At 71.7% G+C, this 18,270-nt stretch carries 11 protein-coding genes; 2 read left to right on the plus strand and 9 right to left on the minus strand.

Translation table 11 applies throughout. The features are described from left to right. Positions 1 to 90 precede the first annotated feature (90 nt). Positions 91 to 2,259, plus strand: a complete 2,169-nt coding sequence (locus ACYU96_RS01705) for an acyltransferase family protein (RefSeq protein ID WP_460748516.1) — start codon at positions 91 to 93, stop codon at positions 2,257 to 2,259. Between the two features lie 219 nt (positions 2,260 to 2,478). Beyond that, positions 2,479 to 4,827 (plus strand): acyltransferase family protein, encoded by a 2,349-nt coding sequence (locus ACYU96_RS01710; RefSeq protein WP_460748519.1) that lies wholly within the window; start codon positions 2,479 to 2,481, stop codon positions 4,825 to 4,827. Between the two features lie 84 nt (positions 4,828 to 4,911). Here the strand turns inward: ACYU96_RS01710 and ACYU96_RS01715 are convergent, their stop codons facing one another. The 9 genes from ACYU96_RS01715 to ACYU96_RS01755 form a co-directional block, all read right to left on the minus strand. Continuing rightward, positions 4,912 to 6,165 (minus strand): hypothetical protein, encoded by a 1,254-nt coding sequence (locus ACYU96_RS01715; RefSeq protein WP_460748522.1) that lies wholly within the window; start codon positions 6,163 to 6,165, stop codon positions 4,912 to 4,914. A 44-nt stretch (positions 6,166 to 6,209) separates the two neighbouring features. Continuing rightward, complete coding sequence (locus ACYU96_RS01720) at positions 6,210 to 8,384, minus strand: acyltransferase family protein (RefSeq protein ID WP_460748524.1); 2,175 nt, start codon at positions 8,382 to 8,384, stop codon at positions 6,210 to 6,212. A gap of 91 nt (positions 8,385 to 8,475) precedes the next feature. Further along, positions 8,476 to 9,705, minus strand: a complete 1,230-nt coding sequence (locus tag ACYU96_RS01725; protein WP_460748527.1) for a hypothetical protein — start codon at positions 9,703 to 9,705, stop codon at positions 8,476 to 8,478. Between the two features lie 72 nt (positions 9,706 to 9,777). Continuing rightward, positions 9,778 to 11,511: a glycosyltransferase family 2 protein gene (locus tag ACYU96_RS01730; RefSeq protein WP_460748530.1), complete on the minus strand. Its 1,734-nt coding sequence runs from the start codon at positions 11,509 to 11,511 to the stop codon at positions 9,778 to 9,780. After that, positions 11,508 to 12,623 carry a glycosyltransferase gene (locus ACYU96_RS01735; RefSeq protein WP_460748532.1) on the minus strand — a complete coding sequence of 372 codons (1,116 nt, stop codon included), beginning with the start codon at positions 12,621 to 12,623 and terminating at the stop codon, positions 11,508 to 11,510. The genes ACYU96_RS01730 and ACYU96_RS01735 overlap by 4 nt, the downstream gene beginning before the upstream one ends. Next, a complete protein-coding gene (locus tag ACYU96_RS01740) occupies positions 12,620 to 14,329 on the minus strand; it encodes a glycosyltransferase family 2 protein (RefSeq protein WP_460748535.1) in 1,710 nt (569 codons plus the stop codon). Before ACYU96_RS01740 ends, ACYU96_RS01735 begins: the two co-directional genes overlap by 4 nt. Continuing rightward, on the minus strand, positions 14,326 to 15,405 hold the full coding sequence (locus tag ACYU96_RS01745) for a glycosyltransferase (protein ID WP_460748538.1): 1,080 nt from the start codon (positions 15,403 to 15,405) through the stop codon (positions 14,326 to 14,328). The genes ACYU96_RS01740 and ACYU96_RS01745 overlap by 4 nt, the downstream gene beginning before the upstream one ends. Next, the gene (locus ACYU96_RS01750) at positions 15,402 to 16,868 is read right to left on the minus strand and encodes a polysaccharide pyruvyl transferase family protein (RefSeq protein ID WP_460748540.1); all 1,467 of its coding nucleotides are present in this window, start codon (positions 16,866 to 16,868) and stop codon (positions 15,402 to 15,404) included. Before ACYU96_RS01750 ends, ACYU96_RS01745 begins: the two co-directional genes overlap by 4 nt. A gap of 172 nt (positions 16,869 to 17,040) precedes the next feature. After that, a complete protein-coding gene (locus tag ACYU96_RS01755; protein ID WP_460748543.1) occupies positions 17,041 to 18,144 on the minus strand; it encodes a glycosyltransferase in 1,104 nt (367 codons plus the stop codon). Positions 18,145 to 18,270: the final 126 nt, after the last annotated feature.

Consider the following 18,270-nt stretch of genomic DNA (forward strand, 5'->3'; position numbering starts at 1 on the left):
TGTGTGCTGAACGCCGCGGGTGGCGTGCAAGTCGGCCGAACGGCGGGGGCTACGATATGGCAGCCCTGTCCGATTTGACCGAGAAGGCCCATGACCAGCACCTCTACGGTGAGTGAGCCCGGTTCCGCGCACGGCGCGACGGCATCATTCCCCGGCGGGTCCGGAGGGCTCGAGCCCCCGTCACCCGCTCCTGCTCCGCTCCCGCCGAGTGCCCTGGGCGTCGCCGAGCGGCCCCGGCGGAACGACGGCGGCGTCGTCCGCGGCGGCTTCCGGCCCGAGCTGCACGGCCTCCGTGCGGTCGCCGTCCTGCTCGTGGTCGCGTACCACGTCTGGTTCGGGCGCGTGTCCGGCGGCGTCGACGTCTTCCTGTTCGTCACCGGGTTCCTGATCACCGGGTCGCTCGTCCGGATGGTCGAGCAGACCGGGCGCATCCGGCCCGTCGCGTTCCTCTCCCGCCTCGCGTCCCGTCTGCTGCCGCCGGTGGTGGTGGTCGTCGTCGGAATCGTCGTGGCGGCGTTCTTCCTGATGCCGCGCGGGCGCCTGCTGGAGACCGTCAACCAGGGGATCGCCTCGCTCCTGTACTCGGAGAACTGGCACCTCGCGCTCCGGGCCGTGGACTACAACACCCGCGACGAGGGCGCCAGCCTGCTGCAGCACTTCTGGTCGCTCTCGATCCAGGGCCAGTTCTACCTGGTGTGGCTCGCGCTCGCCGCCGTCGCCCTGGTGATCGCCAGGCTCGGCGGGTTCCGGATCCGCGGCCCGGTCCTGGTGCTGATGTTCGCCGTCGGCGCGGCATCGCTCGCGTACTCCGTCCACCTGACGGCGACGAACCAGGTCTGGGCCTACTTCGACACCGGCGCACGGCTGTGGGAGTTCGCGGTCGGCGGGGTGCTCGCCCTGACGATCGACAAGCTCACGCTGCCGCGCCGGGTCCGGATCGTCCTGGGCTGGGTCGGACTGCTCGCCCTGGTCGCGTGCGGCGCCCTCTTGGACGTCTCCACGATGTTCCCCGGGTACATCGCGCTCTGGCCCGTGCTGGCGGCCGCGCTCGTGCTCGTCGCCGGGCACACCGGTGCACCGGGGGCCGTGGACGGGTTCCTGACCTGGCGGCCCATCGCCGTCCTGGCGGACTGGTCGTACGCCCTGTACCTGTGGCACTGGCCCGTGCTGCAGCTGTACCTGAACGTGTCGGGCGTGCGGTCGGCGGGGGTGCTCGGAGGGCTGTGCGTCGTCGGGGTCTCCCTGGTGCTCGCCTGGTTCACGACGTTCCTGCTCGGCCGCCGCCCTCTGCGGCTGCCGAAGACCTCCCGGCGGCCCGTCCCGCAGCTCGCCTACGCCGCGGTGTGGGTCGTCCCCGTCCTGGCGGTCGGCATGCTCCTGCAGCACCAGGTGGCGCTCGCCGACCAGCGTGCTGCCGAGCGGGAGGCGTTCCTCGCCTCGGACGAAGGGCGGTACCCCGGTGCCGGTGTGATCATCGACCCGGCGCTGCACCGGGACATGCCGGACCTGCCCTGGATCCCGTCCGTGCTCCCGCAGGACGACCTGCCCGCGGTGTCGAACGGGGAGTGTCTCGTGCGGCTGGCGGACTCGGGCCTGCAGGGTTGCGAGTCGGGCGACACGAGCGGGGGCAGGACCATCGCGCTGGTCGGGTCGTCGCGGATCGCGCACTACTACGACGCCTTCGACGCGGCGGCCGCGGGGAACGGCTGGCGGTTGGTCACCCTGACCCGGTCCGGGTGCCAGTACACGGCGGACCTCGGCAGCGACGCCCCCGGCCACTCCGACCGTCCCGAGTGCGCCAGGTGGAACACGGCCGTGCACGAGTACCTCATGGCCGACCCGCCCGACCTGGTCGTCACGCTCGGGTCGCGGAGGTTCGAGGCGACGGAGGTCTACCTGCCCGGCTACGTCGTCCGGTGGCGGGACCTGACCGGGGCGGGCTCCCGTGTCCTCGCGCTGGAGGACATCCCGCGCCAGTCGGAGGACATGCTGGAGTGCGTCGAGCTCCTGGGGGTGGACCCGTGCGCTCGGGAGGCACCGGGGCTGCGGGACGGCGCCACCCTGGCGAGCCGCTACCCGCACCACCCCGCCGGCGTGACCTTCCGGAGCTTCAGCCCGCTGATCTGCCCGGACAAGGTCTGCCTGCCGGTGCGCGGCAACGTGCTCGTGTACCGCGACAACTCGCATATCACGGCGACCTACTCGGCGACGCTGGCGCCGACCGCGGAACGGTTCGTCCGTGACGCGACCGGCTGGTAGGGCCCGGGTACGCGGACGTCCCGTTCGTCGATCACCTGCGATGACGAGAGGATGGAGACGGTGTGAAAGGGGTCGTGCCCAGCAAGTTGCAGAAGCCTGCGAACCTGTGGCCTAATGACTCGCCCCCTCATGAGTGGGAACACCGTGCGGACCGAGGATCGAAGCCGGTCCTGAACACGTCCAGAGAGCAGCCCAAGCGGTCTTCAAGGATCAACCTTCATGTCATCTCTCCTGCCTGACCTCACCTCCGGCGAGCCGAAGCACGGACGTCGACCTGAGAACCCGCACGCCGCGGGTGGTCACATCTCCGAGGTGCACGGTCTGCGCGGCCTGGCCCTGTTGCTGGTGGTGCTGTTCCACCTGTTCGGTGCGGGCCGGGTGTCGGGCGGGGTCGACGTCTTCCTGCTGGTCTCCGGTTTCGTGGTGACGCGCTCCCTGGCCCGCCGGGCCGTGGACGGGCGCCTCAACGTGATCGAGAACATCTCGCGGACGGCAGGGCGGCTCGTGCCGTCCGGCCTGATCGTGCTGGCCGCGATCGCGGCTGCGGCCTGGTGGCTGATGCCGTCCGGCCGAATCACCGAGGTCGGGCACGAGATCGTCGCCTCGGCGCTGTTCTACGAGAACTGGGAGCTGATCGGGTCCCAGCTCCAGTACGGGGCGGCCGGGCCGTCGGCGAGCCCGCTGCAGCACTTCTGGTCGCTCTCGGTCCAGGGACAGTTCCTGCTGGTCTGGCCGTTCGTCGTGCTGCTGCTGGTCGGGATGGCGCGGGGCTCGATCCGGCGGGGCGGGCAGGGGACCGGGCCGCTGATCGTCTTCCTCGTGCTGACCACCGCGGCGTCGCTGGCGTACGCGTGGTGGCTGGTGGGCGTCAACCAGCCGGTCGCCTACTTCCACTCGCTCTCCCGGTTCTGGGAGATCGGCCTGGGCGCGCTGTTCGCCCTGATGCTCCCGTGGATACCGGTGTGGGACTGGCTGCGGGCGGCGCTGGGGTGGCTCGGCCTCCTCCTGGTCGTGGCGTCGGGCTTCCTCTTCAACGGCGCCGCGCTGTACCCCGGCGTCGAGGCTCTGGTGCCGGTGAGCGGCGCCCTGCTCGTGCTCGTCGGAGCCAGGACCAGGGCCGGGTGGGGGCCGCGCGGGATGCTCGAGTGGCGGCCGCTGCGGTTCCTCGCGGACATCTCGTACGAGCTGTACCTGTGGCACTGGCCGATCCTCGTGTTCCTCCTCCTCTACACGGGGCAGGAGCGGATCACCCTGGTCCAGGCGGCCGCCATCCTCGCGGTGTCGGTGGTGCTGGCGTGGCTGACGAACCTCGCGGTCGCGGGACCGATCCGCAGGGTGGTGGGCGCGACACGGTTCCCGCTGATGGCGTTCGCGGGCCTCACCACGGCTGCCGCCCTGGTGGCGGTCCCCGTGACGATGTACGTCACCGAGCAGGAGAAGGTCCAGGCGGACGAGCTCGCCGCCCTGGAGGCGATGACCGAGGGGGCCGACCCGCTGGCGATGGAGCCGCAGCCGGACAACCCCGGGCCGTACGCGCTGCAGTCCGGATTCCAGGCGCCGGCGATGTGGACGACGGCGATGATCCCCGGCACGGACATCGCCAAGGCGGACAAGCCCCGCTCGCTCGCGCAGAACTGCACGCAGCAGTCCGGCGACGGTGAGGGGTACGAGGTGGTCAACGTGTGCCCGGTCGTGGAACCGGAGGACCCGGCGCGGACGATCGTCATCCTCGGGGCGTCGCACGCGTACCAGTGGGAGCCGACGCTGGACCTCATCGCGCAGTCGAACGACTGGCGGCTGCTCACGATCGGGAAGGGCGGCTGCCGGGTCGCGGTCTACGAGAGCATGGACACCGACTGCGCCCGCTGGGCGCGGGACGCGATCACGGAGGTCATCCGGTTGCAGCCGGACGCCGTGTTCGTCTCCGGCACCCGGACCGCCTACGACAAGTCGTACGAGCGGGTGCTCCCGGGCCAGGTGGACGCCTGGAAGGAGCTCGACGCCGCGGGCGTGCGCACCGTCGCGATCCGCGACTCGCCGCGATTCCCCGTCGACCCGGTGGTGTGCGTGGAGGAGTACGGGCCGACCGCTCCCGAGTGCAACAAGCCACGTACGCAGACGTTCACCACCCCGAACCCGCTGCGGGTCATGATGAAGAAGAAGCTGGGCAGCGTCCCCGCAGCCGGCATCGACATGTCGAACTGGCTGTGCACACCCACGATCTGCCCGGCCGTCGTGGGAAACATCATGGTGTACCGCGACAAGGGACACATCACCGCGACGTACTCCCGCGAGCTCGCGCCGATGTTCAACAACCAGCTGCGGCAGCAGGCCCGGTGGCTGTACGTCGACGTGCCGCCCGGGGCCGCGTCCGGCGAGCCGACGAGCGTGCCGAGCCCGCTCGGCTCGGCACAGCCGAAGCCGGCCGGTTCCGCGCAGCCGAAGCCGGCCGGTGCGGCGGAGCCGAGCCCGGACGCATCGGGCCACGGCGGACCGGTCGCGCCGAGCTCCGCCGCACCGGACCCCCTGGACCTCGAGGACGCCGTCGATGTCCGGGTGGGGAGCTAGCCGGTCCCGGCGGCTGACGCTCGTCGCTCGCGCGGTGAGGCCGAGGTTCGTGGTGCGCCGTCCGGGGCTCGAACCGGCCGAGCGCTACCTGGAGTGCGGGGTGCGGAGCAGCGTGCGGTAGAGCGGGCGCTTCTCCTTCTCGCGCAGGGCCTCGAGCTCGGCGGTCAGGCGCGTGATCTCCGCCTTGGCCTGTGTGAGCTCCTGCTCGGCCCGTTCTGCGGCCTGCGGCTCGGTGGTTGCCGGCGTCTTCTTCGCGTGCTGGGCGTCCCAGCCGGTCGACTTCGCGTACATGCCCAGCAGCGACTCGAGTGCGACGTCGAACGGCAGCTCCGCCGGCGGCTCGGAGGAGTCGCGGTCGGTGGACGGCACGGCGCGTTCCAGCTCGCCGAGGTCACCGATGACCCGCACTCCTGAGGAGCGCACGCTGTCCGCGAGGAGCGTGCCCGCCTCGACGCAGGCGTCCGCCGCCCAGTGCGGGATCTTCAGGCTTCCCTCGGCGTCGGTCGGCGTCCGCTTGGCGAGCAGCCGGTCGACCGCGCCCTTGAAGACCAGTGCGCGATGCTCCCGGCGCGGCGACTTCCACTTGCCCAGGATCTTGCGATTGAGCTGCAGGACGAGGGCGGCCTCGGCCGGAGACATCCCCCGGTTCGCCCCGGAGCCCTTGACCGGCTTCGAGTGGAGCAGGCCCGCACGCAGGTCGAGCAGCTCTTCGAAGGTGTCGAGCAGCCTGGCGGGGTGCTCCTTCTCGAGGACGACGACGGTGACGTTCTCCGGGCCGACGACGTCGGACCAGCGTTCGAGCAGCCCCATCCCGTCGCGCCGGTGGAAGGCGCCGGACGACGCCACCGCCGCGGGATCGGCGAGGGCCGCCCGCAGGTACGAGTCGAGCGTCCTGGTGTTGCCCCGCTTCAGGCTCTCCTGCCAGTACGACGGGACGAATCCGCCGAGGTTCCGCAGCACGAGGACGACGTGGACCGGCCGCTCACCCCCGGCGCCGACCTCGTCGACGGTGTGCCGGGCACCGTCGAGGTCGGTCGTGCAGATCATCTCGAACGAGATCAGTGCCCGGTGGTCGGGGAGGTCGACGAGGTCCTTCTCGAGGTTGCGCCACCATTCTTCCTGGGGCGTCGGGTCCGCCAGGTAGGTGACGTCCAGCCCGGCGAGCCACGACGTGCCCTTGTGGTGGTTGTCGCCCCGGCCGGGGTAGACGACGCCCTGCTCCAGCAGCTCCGGGCGCAGCCGCCGGGCGGCGTACTGCAACGCGGTCGATCCCGTCTTCGGAAGGCCGATATGCAGGAGTCGCGTCGCCGGGGGGAGAGCACCGATGGTCCGTGGCATGTGCACAGACTACGTGAATTCACCCCGGTCCGGACCGCGTGTTCTCAGGAGTTCTTGCCCCGCGACGCGCTCGGGTTCTGCCCGTCGAGCTTGCGCTGGATCCGCTCGACGAGGTAGGTCCCCAGCGTGCGTCCCCAGGTGGCCGTCACGTGTCCGCCGGCGTCGCGGTAGACGACGACGTTCCCGATGACCGACGGACAGTCCTTGGCGGTGCAGTAGAAATCGGTCAGGTTGATCGTGATGGCTCCGTCGACCTTCTTCGCGGCGAGGAAGGGCAGGTCGAGCGGAGCCAGCGCCGCACCGCGGGGCGTCGGGCAGGTGCCGTCGGAGACCTGGTAGGTGACTGCCTGGAGGCACTCGATGTGCTCGTCGGACGGAGACGGGTTGTCGGCCACGACGACCACCTGCGAACCGGCCGCGATCGCTTCCTCGTAGAGCGGGACGTACTGGTCGAGGGTGTTGAGGTCGCCGCCGCGCCGCGCCGTCGTGATGACGATGTCGAACTCGCCGGAGGCGATGCGCTCCGTGATCCCGGGCAGGTTGCGCGCGCAGTTGCCCTTGGTCGGGTCCGCCGGCGCGCGCCAGCGGCACCCGTTGCCGACGAGCGGGGTGACGTGCCAGTTCAGGTCCTTGAGATGTGGCTTCAGCATCGGGGTGAGGAGGGCGGCGTGGCTGTCGCCGACGACGGCCACCTGGGTGGCGTCGTCGGCGTTGCTGCCCATGGGGCACTTCTTGAGCAGGACGCCCGCGGCCGAGTAGCAGGAGAAGCCTCCCTGGGTGTCGGCCGAGGCGTTCTGGGGCAGCGGAACGATCTTGTTCCCGGTGTTCAGCTCCGGGCAGTCGTGCCGGGGGTCGAGGGCGGCCGCTCCGAAGCAGTCCGTCAGGTCCTGCGCGGACTGGCCGGCGGCGACCGGCTTCGAGGCCTGGAGCTTCTCCGGTGCGGAGCTCTCCAGCATCGCGTTGGTGCCAGCCGTCACCAGGGCGACGACCAGGACGACCGCACCGGCGACGTACCAGCCCTTCGCCGGCCCGTGGAACCGGCGGCGGCCGGAGTCCTCCGCGCCCCCTCCTGCTGTCGGGCTGCTCGGGGCGGGCTTCCACCGGAACCAGTCGGCCGACCGCGCAGTGGTCTCCACGAACCGGTAGGAGACGGCTGACAGCAGCAGGGTGAGTGCCAGCGCCGCACCGTAGTACGCCCCGTCCTCCTCGGGGAGGAGCGCCACGAGCAGGATCACGACGGGCCAGTGCCACAGGTACAGGCTGTAGGAGATCTCTCCCAGGTACTGGCTCATCCGGTTGGAGAGCACCGGGTTGTACAGGGGATCGCCCTCACCGGCGGCGATGACGGCGACCGTCGCGAGGGTCGGCAGCAGCGCCCAGGGCGCGGGGAAACCGGGCGACTCGGCCACCAGGAAGACGGACACGGCGATGCCCGCGATCCCGCACCAGGCAAGGAGTCTGCGCACGGTGTCCGACGGGATGCGCACCCATGGGGCGAGCACCGCGAGGAGCGCGCCGAGAGCGAGCTCCCAGGCGCGGGAGAGCGTCGAGAAGTAGGCGTAGGTCGGGTTCGCCGTCGTCTCCCACATGGCGAACGCGAAGGACGCGACGAAGATCACGCCGACGGCGGTGCCCGCGACGGCGCGGGCGTGCTCGCGGCGCCACCGCAGGAATCGCACGCCGAACAGCAGGAGGCCGAGCAGCAGCCACGGCCAGACCATGTAGTACTGCTCCTCGACCGCGAGCGACCAGTAGTGCTGGAGCGGGGACGGCGGAAGGTCCTGCTGGAAGTAGTCGGTCCCGGCCGCGGCGAAGCGCCAGTTACCCACGAAGAACGCGGACGCGATCGCGTCACCGACCACGGACGTGAACCGTGCCCGGCCCATCACCAGGTAGGACGCGCAGGCCGTGACGAGCAGGACGAGGAGGGCGACGGGCATGATCCGCTTGACCCGCCGCATGTAGAACCTCGTGAACGAGACGGTGCCCGTTCGCTCGTACTCGCGCAGCAGCAGTCCCGTGATCAGGTAGCCCGAGATGACGAAGAAGACGTCGACGCCCACGAACCCGCCGTGGGGCCACCCGAGAAGGTGGTCGGCGATGACGATGCCCACCGCGATCGCGCGCAGCCCTTGGATGTCGGTGCGGAACGCGGCTCGCTTGACGGAGGACTTCGCGTGGCTGTCGGCCGGGGGCGCAGGGGTCACTGTGGCGGTCAAGGTGGTGCTCTCTCGGATGGGGGGTGCAGAGGGCAGGCTCGGGTGCGCTGCCCGGCGGTCGCGGGGGAGGAACCGCACGGGAGAACCGGGGTCAGCGCTTGTCCGGCCGGCGGGTGAGCCGTCCGAACAGAGCGGATACCAGGTCCTTGGCCGAAGCCTCCGCGAGGACCTGTTCCACGGCGGGGGCCTTGGCGCGGCGGGTCCCCGGCCGGTGCCACGGCTGCTTCACCGTGTGGGAGGCGTCCCAGCCGGTGGCGGAGGCGAACATCCCGGCGAGCGCCTCGAGGGCGATGTCCGTGGGGATGGTCTCGGGGAGGACGGCGGGCTCGTCCTCGACGCCGGTGCCGACGCGGCTGAGCTCGTCGAGGTCGCCGATGACTCGGACGCCGGAGGCACGGACGTCGTCGGCGAGCAGCTTGCCGACGTCGGCTGCCGCCTCGAGGGCCCAGCGGGGCGTGCCGATGCGGTGCTCGTCCGGTCCGGGGACGCGCGCGTTGACCAGGCGCGGGACCGCGCCGTTGAAGACGAGCCTGCGGTGGTCGGGTCGTGCTGCGTTCCACTCGCCCAGGACACGGCGGTTGAGCTCGACGATGAGTGCGGACTCGGTCGCGGTCAGGCCCCGGTTCGCCCCGGCGCCCTTGGGGACGTCGAGCAGGAGCCGCTCGGGCAGGCCGAGCATCTGCTCGACGGTGCTCAGCAGGCGGTCGGGGTGGGACTTCTCCAGCACGACGACGGTCAGGTTCTCCGGGCCGAGGACCTCGGCCCAGCGGGCCGGCAGCGAGTAGCCGTCGCTGCGGTGCAGTCCGGGGCTCACGCCCTCGGCGGGGTCCGCGCTGGAGAAGGCCTCCCGCAGGAACTCGTGGTAGCCCTGGACCCGCCCGGACTTGATGATCTGCTGCCACCGCGAGGGGGCGAACGATCCCAGGTTGCGCAGGACGAGAAGCCCGTGAAGGGGTCCGTCCATGTTCTCCACGGTGTGGCGTGCGCCGTCGATGTCGGCCCAGCAGATGCCCTCGTAGGAGAACAGCACGCGCTTGTCACCGGCGGCGTCGATGTCCTGCTTGATCCGGTCCCACCACTGCCGGCGCGGCCCCGGGTCGGGCAGGTGCTTGATCGGGATGTCGGTCAGCCAGGAGGCAGCCTTGATGTGGTTGACGTCCTCGCCGGGGTAGAGCGCGCCGTGCTCCTGGAGCGCCGCGCGCGCTCCGCGCGCCGCCTCCTGGATCGCGGTGGACCCGGACTTCGGCATGCCGATGTGGATCAGCCTGCTCCGCTCGGGGAGGAGCAGGCTCGACGAGACGGTGTCCGGGGAGTACGTCATCACACTTCCTCAGGCTCTTGTGGCAGAGCATCAACCAGGTTTTCCGGCGGGGTCATAGTAACGGGACGGCGGTCATCGCCCGCGCATCGCGCGGACGGTGCTGCGGATCCTGCGGGCGGCGCGCCGTGGTGCCGCACGCATCTGCGGCAGCAGACCGGGACTCACGTGCACCTGACGGTTCGTCCCCGCCCGGAACACCCGCGCGGAGCCCGCGTCGTTGCCGACCTCGGGTGAGACGACCACGTCGACGCGTCCCAGGGGAAGCTCGAAGCGCAGCCGCAGGAACGCGGGTCCCACGGGGAGGGCGGGTACCGGCACCGAGGCCGTCAGCGCGCCGGTGTGCGGGTCCACCTCCACCGCGTGGCAGGCATACCAGCTCCGGCCCCGGGCGAAACCGGCCTCGACGGCGGTGACCGGCTCGGCGGCACGGATCGTGGCGCTGAGCTCGGCCGCCCGGCCCCGCACCGTGAGCCGGGCGTCGGTCACGGCGAGGGCCGGCGTCGCGAGGACGGCGCCCACCGTCGTGGCGTCACCCGTGCGGGCCGCGAGCAGCAGCTCCTGGACGGCGGCCGGCTGCCAGTGCCAGATCCCCTCGGGATACACCGTGCGGATCATCCCGGCGTGGGCGGCGAGCAGCTCGGCCGTGGCCGGGTCGGTCGCGTCGGCCGTGGCGAGCCGGAGCAGGACCGAGGTCAGCGCTCGCCGGCGGTCCGTGTCGTCGGCGAGCTTCTCGGCGCCGCCCGGACCCGTCGGGAAGGTCGGGGCGTCGTCACTGATCAGCACGGTTTCGGGGGCGTTGACCAGGCGTACCGCGTCGTTCCACCGGCCGGCACGTGCCAGCGACCACGCCCATCGGGACAGGGCTTCGAGCCGGTCCAGCGCCTCGGCGGGGAACCGGCCGAGAAGGCGGTCGATCAGCTCGGTGAGCTCCGGCAGGTCCTCGCCCAGCGGGCCGTCGACGTCGGACGTCGTCAGACCCTTCAGGAAGTTCTGCAGGTGGACCCAGCCGTCGCGGACCAGGACGAGCCGCTCGTACTCGCGGTCGAGCCGCTCGTCGCCGACGGCCCCGACGACGTCGCCCGAGGCGAGCTCCTGGCGCAGGTACGACGCGAACCCGGTGGTCCCGGCGGCCCGGGCGCTCATGGAGCTGCCGCCGGGACGGTTCCGGTACAGGTACACGGTGTCGGGCAGGACGGAGATGCTCCGCGCGGCGGCCAGCGCCTGGGTCATGGGGACGATGTCGTTGGAGCGCGGCACCGTGGGGAACTGGATCTTCTGCCCGGTCCAGAAGTCCTTCCGGAACAGCCGGTTCCAGCAGGCGCGGTTGCGCACCAGCGACGGCTGCTCGGCCAGCGTGGTGGCGTGGCGGCGTTCGTCCCAGGCGGGCCAGCTCGCCGTCGGGTGCCAGGTGCGTGTCGTGTAGAACTTCAGGAACCCGGCCACGACCATGTCGGCGTGGTCCTCGTGCGCGGCGGTCAGCATCGCGCCGTACGAGTTGCGGGGGACCAGGTCGTCGCCGTCGGCGAACGCGATATAGGCGCCGCGGGCCAGCTCGACGCCGTGGTTGCGTGCCTGCGCACCGCCGGTCCCGGGATTGCGGACCGCGCGGACGCGCGGGTCCCGTTCGGCGACGGCTTCGACGATCTCCCAGGTCCCGTCCGCGGAGGCGTCGTCGATGACGATGACCTCGTGATCGACGTGCTGGTCCGAGAGGATCGAGGTCAGGCAGTCCTCGACCCAGGGCGCCACGTCGTGCACGGGGACGATCACCGAGAGGTCGGGTGTCGCGTTCGTGGCCGTCGTCATCGTGCGCCTCCGCTCGTGGCCGTGGCCGCTGCCGGAGCCGCGGCGGGCAGGTTGTCGACGACTCCCAGGAAGTCACGCGACATGGCCCACGGGGTGTACGACCGGGCGAAACGCTCGGCGGACGCGGCCGCGGCGCCGGCCTCTTCCCGCGCGGCGACCAGCGCGTCCGCGAGGCGGGCGACCTGGTCGCCGTCGGAACGGTAGGTCCGGACCCACTCCTCGCCGGCGTAGACCTCCGAGAGCGTGGACGGGCCTGGAATCATCACCGGCGTTCCGAAGGACGCCGCGAGCAGGGCACTGCCGGAGTTCAGGATCCGCTGGTAGGGGAGCGCCATGATGTCGGTCGCCCGGAGCCAGAGCCCGAGCTCCTCGTCCGGGACGAAGGACAGGTGGTCGACCACCGGAACCGAGGTGGGCAGCATCTGCTGCAGGAGCTCGACGTCCTCGGTGCCCGCCTTCCCGGCGAGCAGCAGCGTGAGGCCCGGGATGCGGTCGGCGGCCGCCTCGATCGCCGCGCAGAGCACGTCGACTCCTTTGTACGGCCGGATCTGGCCGATGAACCCGACGGCGTACGCGTCCTCGGCCACGCCGAGCTCGGCACGGGCCTGCGCCCTCGACCAGCCGTCGGGGTAGATGCCCGCGTAGCTCGAGTGGCGGAGCGTGACGAGCTTGTCCGGGGGGATGCGGTAGGACTCGCCGACCGCCTCGACCGTGTGCTCGTGGAGCTGGACGACGACGGTGGCATGGTCGGCCAGGTCCTGGCCGATCTGCTTCTCGAGGTCCGGGAACCGGGCGTCATGAGCCAGCTCGTTGTGCACCGTCCACAGGACGTGGACGCCCCGGGATCGCAGGGCGGCCAGCGTGGCTCGGAAGCGCGCGGCGTGCTCTCCGGCCTCGGCGTCCGTCTCGCACCCGGCGAGGACGGGGCTCGTCCAGTGCACGTGGGCGACGTCGCCGGGCAGCAGGTTCTCCGCGTGGTGCACGAAGCCGTCGAGCGACGTCGTCCCGCGCAGGTCCCAGCCGTCGGCCTCGGTCGCGAGGTAGAGCATGGTCAGATACGGGTTGGCCACCCAGCGCGGGAAGACCAGGAAGGTGCGGCGGTCGGTCCTCATGAACGTCGCAGCACCTGCCGGCCTGCGCCGCGTGCGGCCCGGATCATCCGGCGTGCCCCGTGCCGGACGTCCACCTGCCCGTTGTCGAGGACGCGCAGCACTCGTCGGGTGACGGGACCTTCGGAGAGCAGCGGAGGCACGTTGGCTTCCAGCGTCCCGAGGGAGTCCTCCAGGCGCATCCGGAGCGAGACCGGGCCGGAGGTGAGTGCGTGGAGGCCCGTCGTGGCGACGAGCTCACCCGTCTCGGCGTCGAACGAGGCGGTCTCGAACGCGTGGCGCTTCTTGCCTCGGACGAAGGTGGCGGCGGGCGGCCCGAGCTCGGGCCGGGAGGTGCGCGTGGTCAGGACGACCCGGCTCCCGCGCACCGTCAGCTCCGGATCCTGGAACCGGAGCAAGGGCTTGCGGATCTCGGTCTCGATCGTCTCGACGTCGCCGGACTTCACGGCGAGCGTGAGGCGCTGGGCGGGTTCGGAGCTCCAGTGCCGGGACTCCGCGGGGAAGAGCCGGCGGAAGGTGTCGGCATGCCGGGCGAGGACCGGGGCGCTCTCCCGCTCCAGCCGGCGTCGGCCGGCCAGGATCGGGGCGAACATCTCCTCGTTCACCGCCTTGCGCAGCTCGACGTCGGACAGGGAGAGCCTGCTCATGGCGGTCAGGTCGGCACGGAACAGCCAGATCGGGTCGAGCTGGTCCAGGTCCCCTGCCCAGGTCGCGAGCGCAGTCGCCGCGTGCCACTGGCCGGAGACGGCGAGGCCGTAGGTCCAGCGCTGCACGGTGCTGAGCTCCCCGATCACCGCGTCGGGGAAGGCCTCGACCTGGGTGGTCAGGAGCACGCGTGCCGTCTCGAGATCGGTGCTGTCGGCGGTCGCGGTGTCGAGCCCGGCGAGGAACTTGACCACGTGGACCCAGCCGTCCGCCAGCGCGAACAGCCGGGCGTACTCGAGGTCCAGAGCGCGGTCGCCGACCGAGGACACCAGCTCACGGCACTCGATCTCCTGCGAGAGGTAGCTGATGACGCTGTCCAGGCCGGCCGCCTGAGAGCTCATCGAGGTCCCGCCGGGCCGGTCACGGTAGAGGTACACGGTGTCGGGGACGACGGAGATGCGCTTGGCGGCGACGAGCGCCTTGGTCATGGGAACGATGTCGTTGGAGCGGGGCACGGTCGGGAAGTAGATCCCCTCGCCGAACCAGAACTCCCGGCGGAAGATGCGGTTCCAGCACGCACGGTTGTTGATGAGCGACGGCTGCTCGGCGAGGGCCACGCCGGAACGCGGCGCGTGGAAGGCCGGCCAGCGCCACGTCGGACACCAGGTGCGGGTCGTGAAGAACTTCAGGAAGCTGCCCGCCACGAGGTCGGCGTTCGCGGCGTGTGCCTCGTCCAGCATGCGGGGGTACGCGCCCCGCGGGACGAGGTCGTCGGCGTCGGCGAAGGCGAGGTACTCCCCGCGGGCCAGCTCGGCGCCGTAGTTGCGCGCCTGAGCCCCGCCGACGCCGGGAGAGCGGACGGCGCGGACGAACGCGTGCCTCGTGGCGAACTCCGAGACGACCTCCCAGGTGTCGTCGCTCGAACCATCGTCGACGACGATGACCTCGAGATCGCAGTCCTGGTCGTCGACGATCGAGGACAGGCACTCGCGCACCCATGTGCCGACGTTGTAGGCCGGGACGACGACGGAGAGCGCCGGGGCACCGGTGGTGGTCGCGGTCATGCTGCCTCCTGGCCGATGGGGAGCCCGTCGACGAGGCGGAGGTAGTCGCGCGACATGTCGTAGGGCGTGTAGGAACGGGCGAAGGTGTTCGCCGTGGCCGAGGCCCAGCTTCCGGACCGGACCGTCCGGACGATGGCCTGGGCGAGCGCCTCCGTGCGGTCCCCCTCGGTGGCGAACGTCCGGAGCCAGGGCTGGTCCGAGTAGACCTCGGCCAGCGGTGTGTCGTCCGGCATGATCACGGAACGCCCGAAGCTCGCGGCCAGCAGCGCGCTGCCGGAGTTCAGGACCCGGTGGTACGGGAGGACGACCGCGTCGGAGGCGCGCAGCCAGAGGCCGAGCTCCTCGTCGGGGACGAACGTGTGCTGCCGGACGACGTCCACGTGCCGCGGGAGGGACTTCTCGATCACCGCGAGGCTGCGCTCCGACGTGCCGCCAGCCAGGAGGAGGACGAGTCCGGGCAGCTCGGCGGCAGCCAGGTCCGCGGCCTTGAGCAGCACGTCGAGTCCCTTGTAGGGACGCATCTGTCCGACGAAGCCGACGGTCGGCGCCCCCTGCGGGACACCGAGGGCCGTCCGGGCCTCGGCGCGGGTCCAGGCGTCCGGGTAGACGCCCAGGTAGCTCGAGTGCCGGAGGGTGAAGAGCTTGTGCGCCGGGAGCGTGTACGACGTCGCGACCGCCTCGGCGGTGCGGTCGTGGAGCTGGATGATCCGCGTGGCCCGGTCGGCGAGGGCGTCGCCGATGGCCTGCTCGACCTCGAGGAAGTCCGCGTCGTGCGCGATCTCGTTGTGCACGGTCCACAGGAGCCGGGCCCCGCGGCGGACGACGGTGTCGAGGATCGCCCGGAACTCGTCGAGCCGTTCCCTGGCGCTCGGGCCGTCCTCGGCGCCCGCCGTGACCGGAGAGGTCCAGTGCACGTGGACGACGTCGCCCGGCGCGAGCTCGTCGACACCCTCGCGGAGCTCGTCGAGGGACGTGACCCCGGCGATCTTCCAGCCGTCCGCCTCGGCGGCGAGATACAGCATCGTCAGGTAGGGATTCGCCTTCCAGTGCGGGAAGGACAGGATGGTGCGGGTCATGCGGCGTCGTCCTCCTCGTGCCGGACCGTGCCGTCGGATGCCACGACGACCGGCTCTCCCAGGCGGGGTTCCCGGCCGGTGGCCGGGGCAGACAGCGCGAGCTCGCCGGCCCGGGCATGGCGGACCGGCAGCCGCAGGTCACCGATGTGGACCTCCACGGTCCAGGAGTCCTCGCCGAGCTCCGACAGCGGTACCAGGACGTCGGTCGTCACGTGCCACTGCTTCCGGGCCTGGCCGAACAGCCTGACCGGCCGCGTCACGGTCCGTCCGCTCCCGGTCCCCGTGAGCACGAGGGCGACGTCGGTGTCGCCGACCGTGCCGGGCAGCCGGAGCGTCAGGGACAGCAGCGTGTACCGGCCGGCCGGGCGGGTGGCGTGCAGCGCGGCGAGCGCCGCTGCCTCCTCGAGGTGGGCGGCGGTGGCGACGAGACCGGCGTCCCGCCGCAGGATGGTGTTGATCAGGTGCCGGGTGGCGGAGTCGAGCGGCTCGTCGAGGACGTCCGGGATGACGTGCGTGAGGAGATCGGCGGCGGAGGCCACGAGCGTCTCGCCCTCCGGGCTGTGGGCGGTGACGGCGGTGCGCAGCCGCGGCAGGTCCTGCTCGAGGAAGGCGGTCCGGGCGGTGGACCCGTCCCCGGCGACGACCCGGTCGCGCCAGGCGTCCTGCACGTCGTCCAGCACGTAGGACGTGCTGTCTGCACGGTCGACCCGCGGGATCCCCCAGAGGTCCCAGGGAAAGGCGTCCTCAAGCGCGTCCAGGTCGGCGTCTGCCGGCTCGTGGCCGCCGAGGTGGTGCGCCTCGCTCACGTCCCGGGCGATCCGCGTCGCCGGGCGCCCGGTGCCCGCCAGGTAGTCGCGGTACTTGAAGGCGGGCTCGGTGGGCGACGCGACGAAGCGGGCGGGGATGCCGAGCGCGTCGGCGAGGATCACCGCGTGCAGGGACGACCCCACGACGAACCGGCTGCGCGCGATCGCACGCAGGACGGTGTGCACGGGACGGCGGGGGTCGAGCACCGTGTGCTCCGAGTCGCGGTGGTCGTCCAGGTCGTGGGCGTTCGGGACGACGAGGGTGTCCGTCACGGGGCTGTGGGCCCACGCGCCGAGCTCGGGCAGGAGGCGCGGCAGCAGCAGCGCGGGGTCGCCGAACACGGCGGGCACGTCGATGCCCAGGCCGGTCAGCAGCCGCGCGGTCCACGGGCCACGCACCGCGCGGACGTCGATCGCGGGGAAGGCCGAGGGGTAGCGGTCCAGCAGGACCTTGCCGTCGAACCCCGCGCCCCAGACGACGTCGGAGGCCTGCGCATGGTGCAGGACGGATCCGGAGACGAAGAGACGGCGGCGCGACGACCGGTCCGAAGCGTCGCGGGGCTGATGACGCCACAGCATCCGTTCGACGAGCATCGGAGCGAGCAGGTCACCGAAGTTGTCGACGAGGCGCCGCCCTCCCGCAGCGTCGTGACGCACGGGATTCCATTGGTGGACGTCGACACCGGAGACGTCCCGTACGGAGATTCCGAGGCTGTCGTCCGCTGCGGCGCCTGCAGGCTCGGCCGGCAGGGGATGGCTGTCGAGGATTGCGTTCACCAGGTCCGTCTCTATCTGATCTGTGGCCGTGGATGACGGCACCCATTGTGCACTACGATCCCGCGCCGAGGCGTGCCACGAGGCGGGCGTAGTCCCGGGCCATCCGGGTCGGCGTGCGGTGCCGCGCGAAGGCCAGGGCGGCGGCGTGGACGACAGGGTCCCGGTGCCAGTCGCCGGTGATCAGGTCGCTGATCGAGGCCGTCGGGTCGCCCGGGTCGAAGAACCGTACCCAGGGTTCGTCGCCGTACGCCGTGCGGAGATGAGGCTCGTCAGGCAGGACGGTGGGGACACCGTAGGTCGCGGCCAGGTGCATGGTCCCGGAGTTGAGGATCTTCCGGTACGGCAGGACCGCGACGTCGGTCGCCGAGAACCAGGTGGCGACCTCCTCGTCGGCGATGAACCGCAGGGCGCTCGTCACGGGTACCCCGTCGGCCGCGAGCGCGGCGATCGCCTCGTGCAGGCCCGGTGCGGGCTTACCCGCGAGGAGCAGCTCGACGTCGGCGTCCTCCGCGACGGCGCGGCGTGCGGCCTCGAAGAGCTGGTCCAGCCCCTTGTACGGTCGCATCTGCCCGAAGAACAGCACGCCGGTCGCGCCGGGCCGGCCGCCGAGGTGCGTCCGGGCGGCGGCGCGGTCCGCACGGCGACCGTAGACACCGTGGTAGCTCGAGTGAGGGAGCACCACGATCTTCCCGGCCGGGATGACGTAGTCGTCGGCGACGGCCTCGGCGGTCCCCGGGCTGAGGACGTGGACGGCGTCGGCCAGCTCCGCGAGGCCACGGTGCAGGTCGATCGCCGCCGCGGGGTATCCGGCGTCGTGGGGGAGCACGTTGTGCACCGTCCACAGCACCTTGCGGCCTCCCGCCTGCGCGGTCCGGACCGCGGCCAGGAACCGGGAGACCCGGTCCGCCGCGTCCTGCGGGCTCGTGGCCTGCTCGGTGATGTCGCTGGGCCACTGCAGATGGACCAGCCCCCGTGCGCCGGGGTCGTTCATCTCCGCCACGGCCTTGCCCACCACCGAGGTGCCCTCGAGGAGGTGTCCGCGCGCCCGCACCTCCAGGTGCAGCATCTGCATGTACGGGTTGGACGTCCAGTAGGGGTACGTGAAGATGCGGGGGCGAGTCGGCGCGGGGCGTGGCACGGGCTCGGTGTCGGGCATCGGTACCTCGGGTCTCCTGTGCTTGAATATGACCCGCCACAGTTTACGGAGAGTTCAGTGCGATCAAGTGCCTCCCCGCCGGTACCGCGAGTCGATGACGCGACCGGCGACGAGCCGGCTCGGGCA

The organism is Myceligenerans cantabricum, from assembly GCF_054777735.1.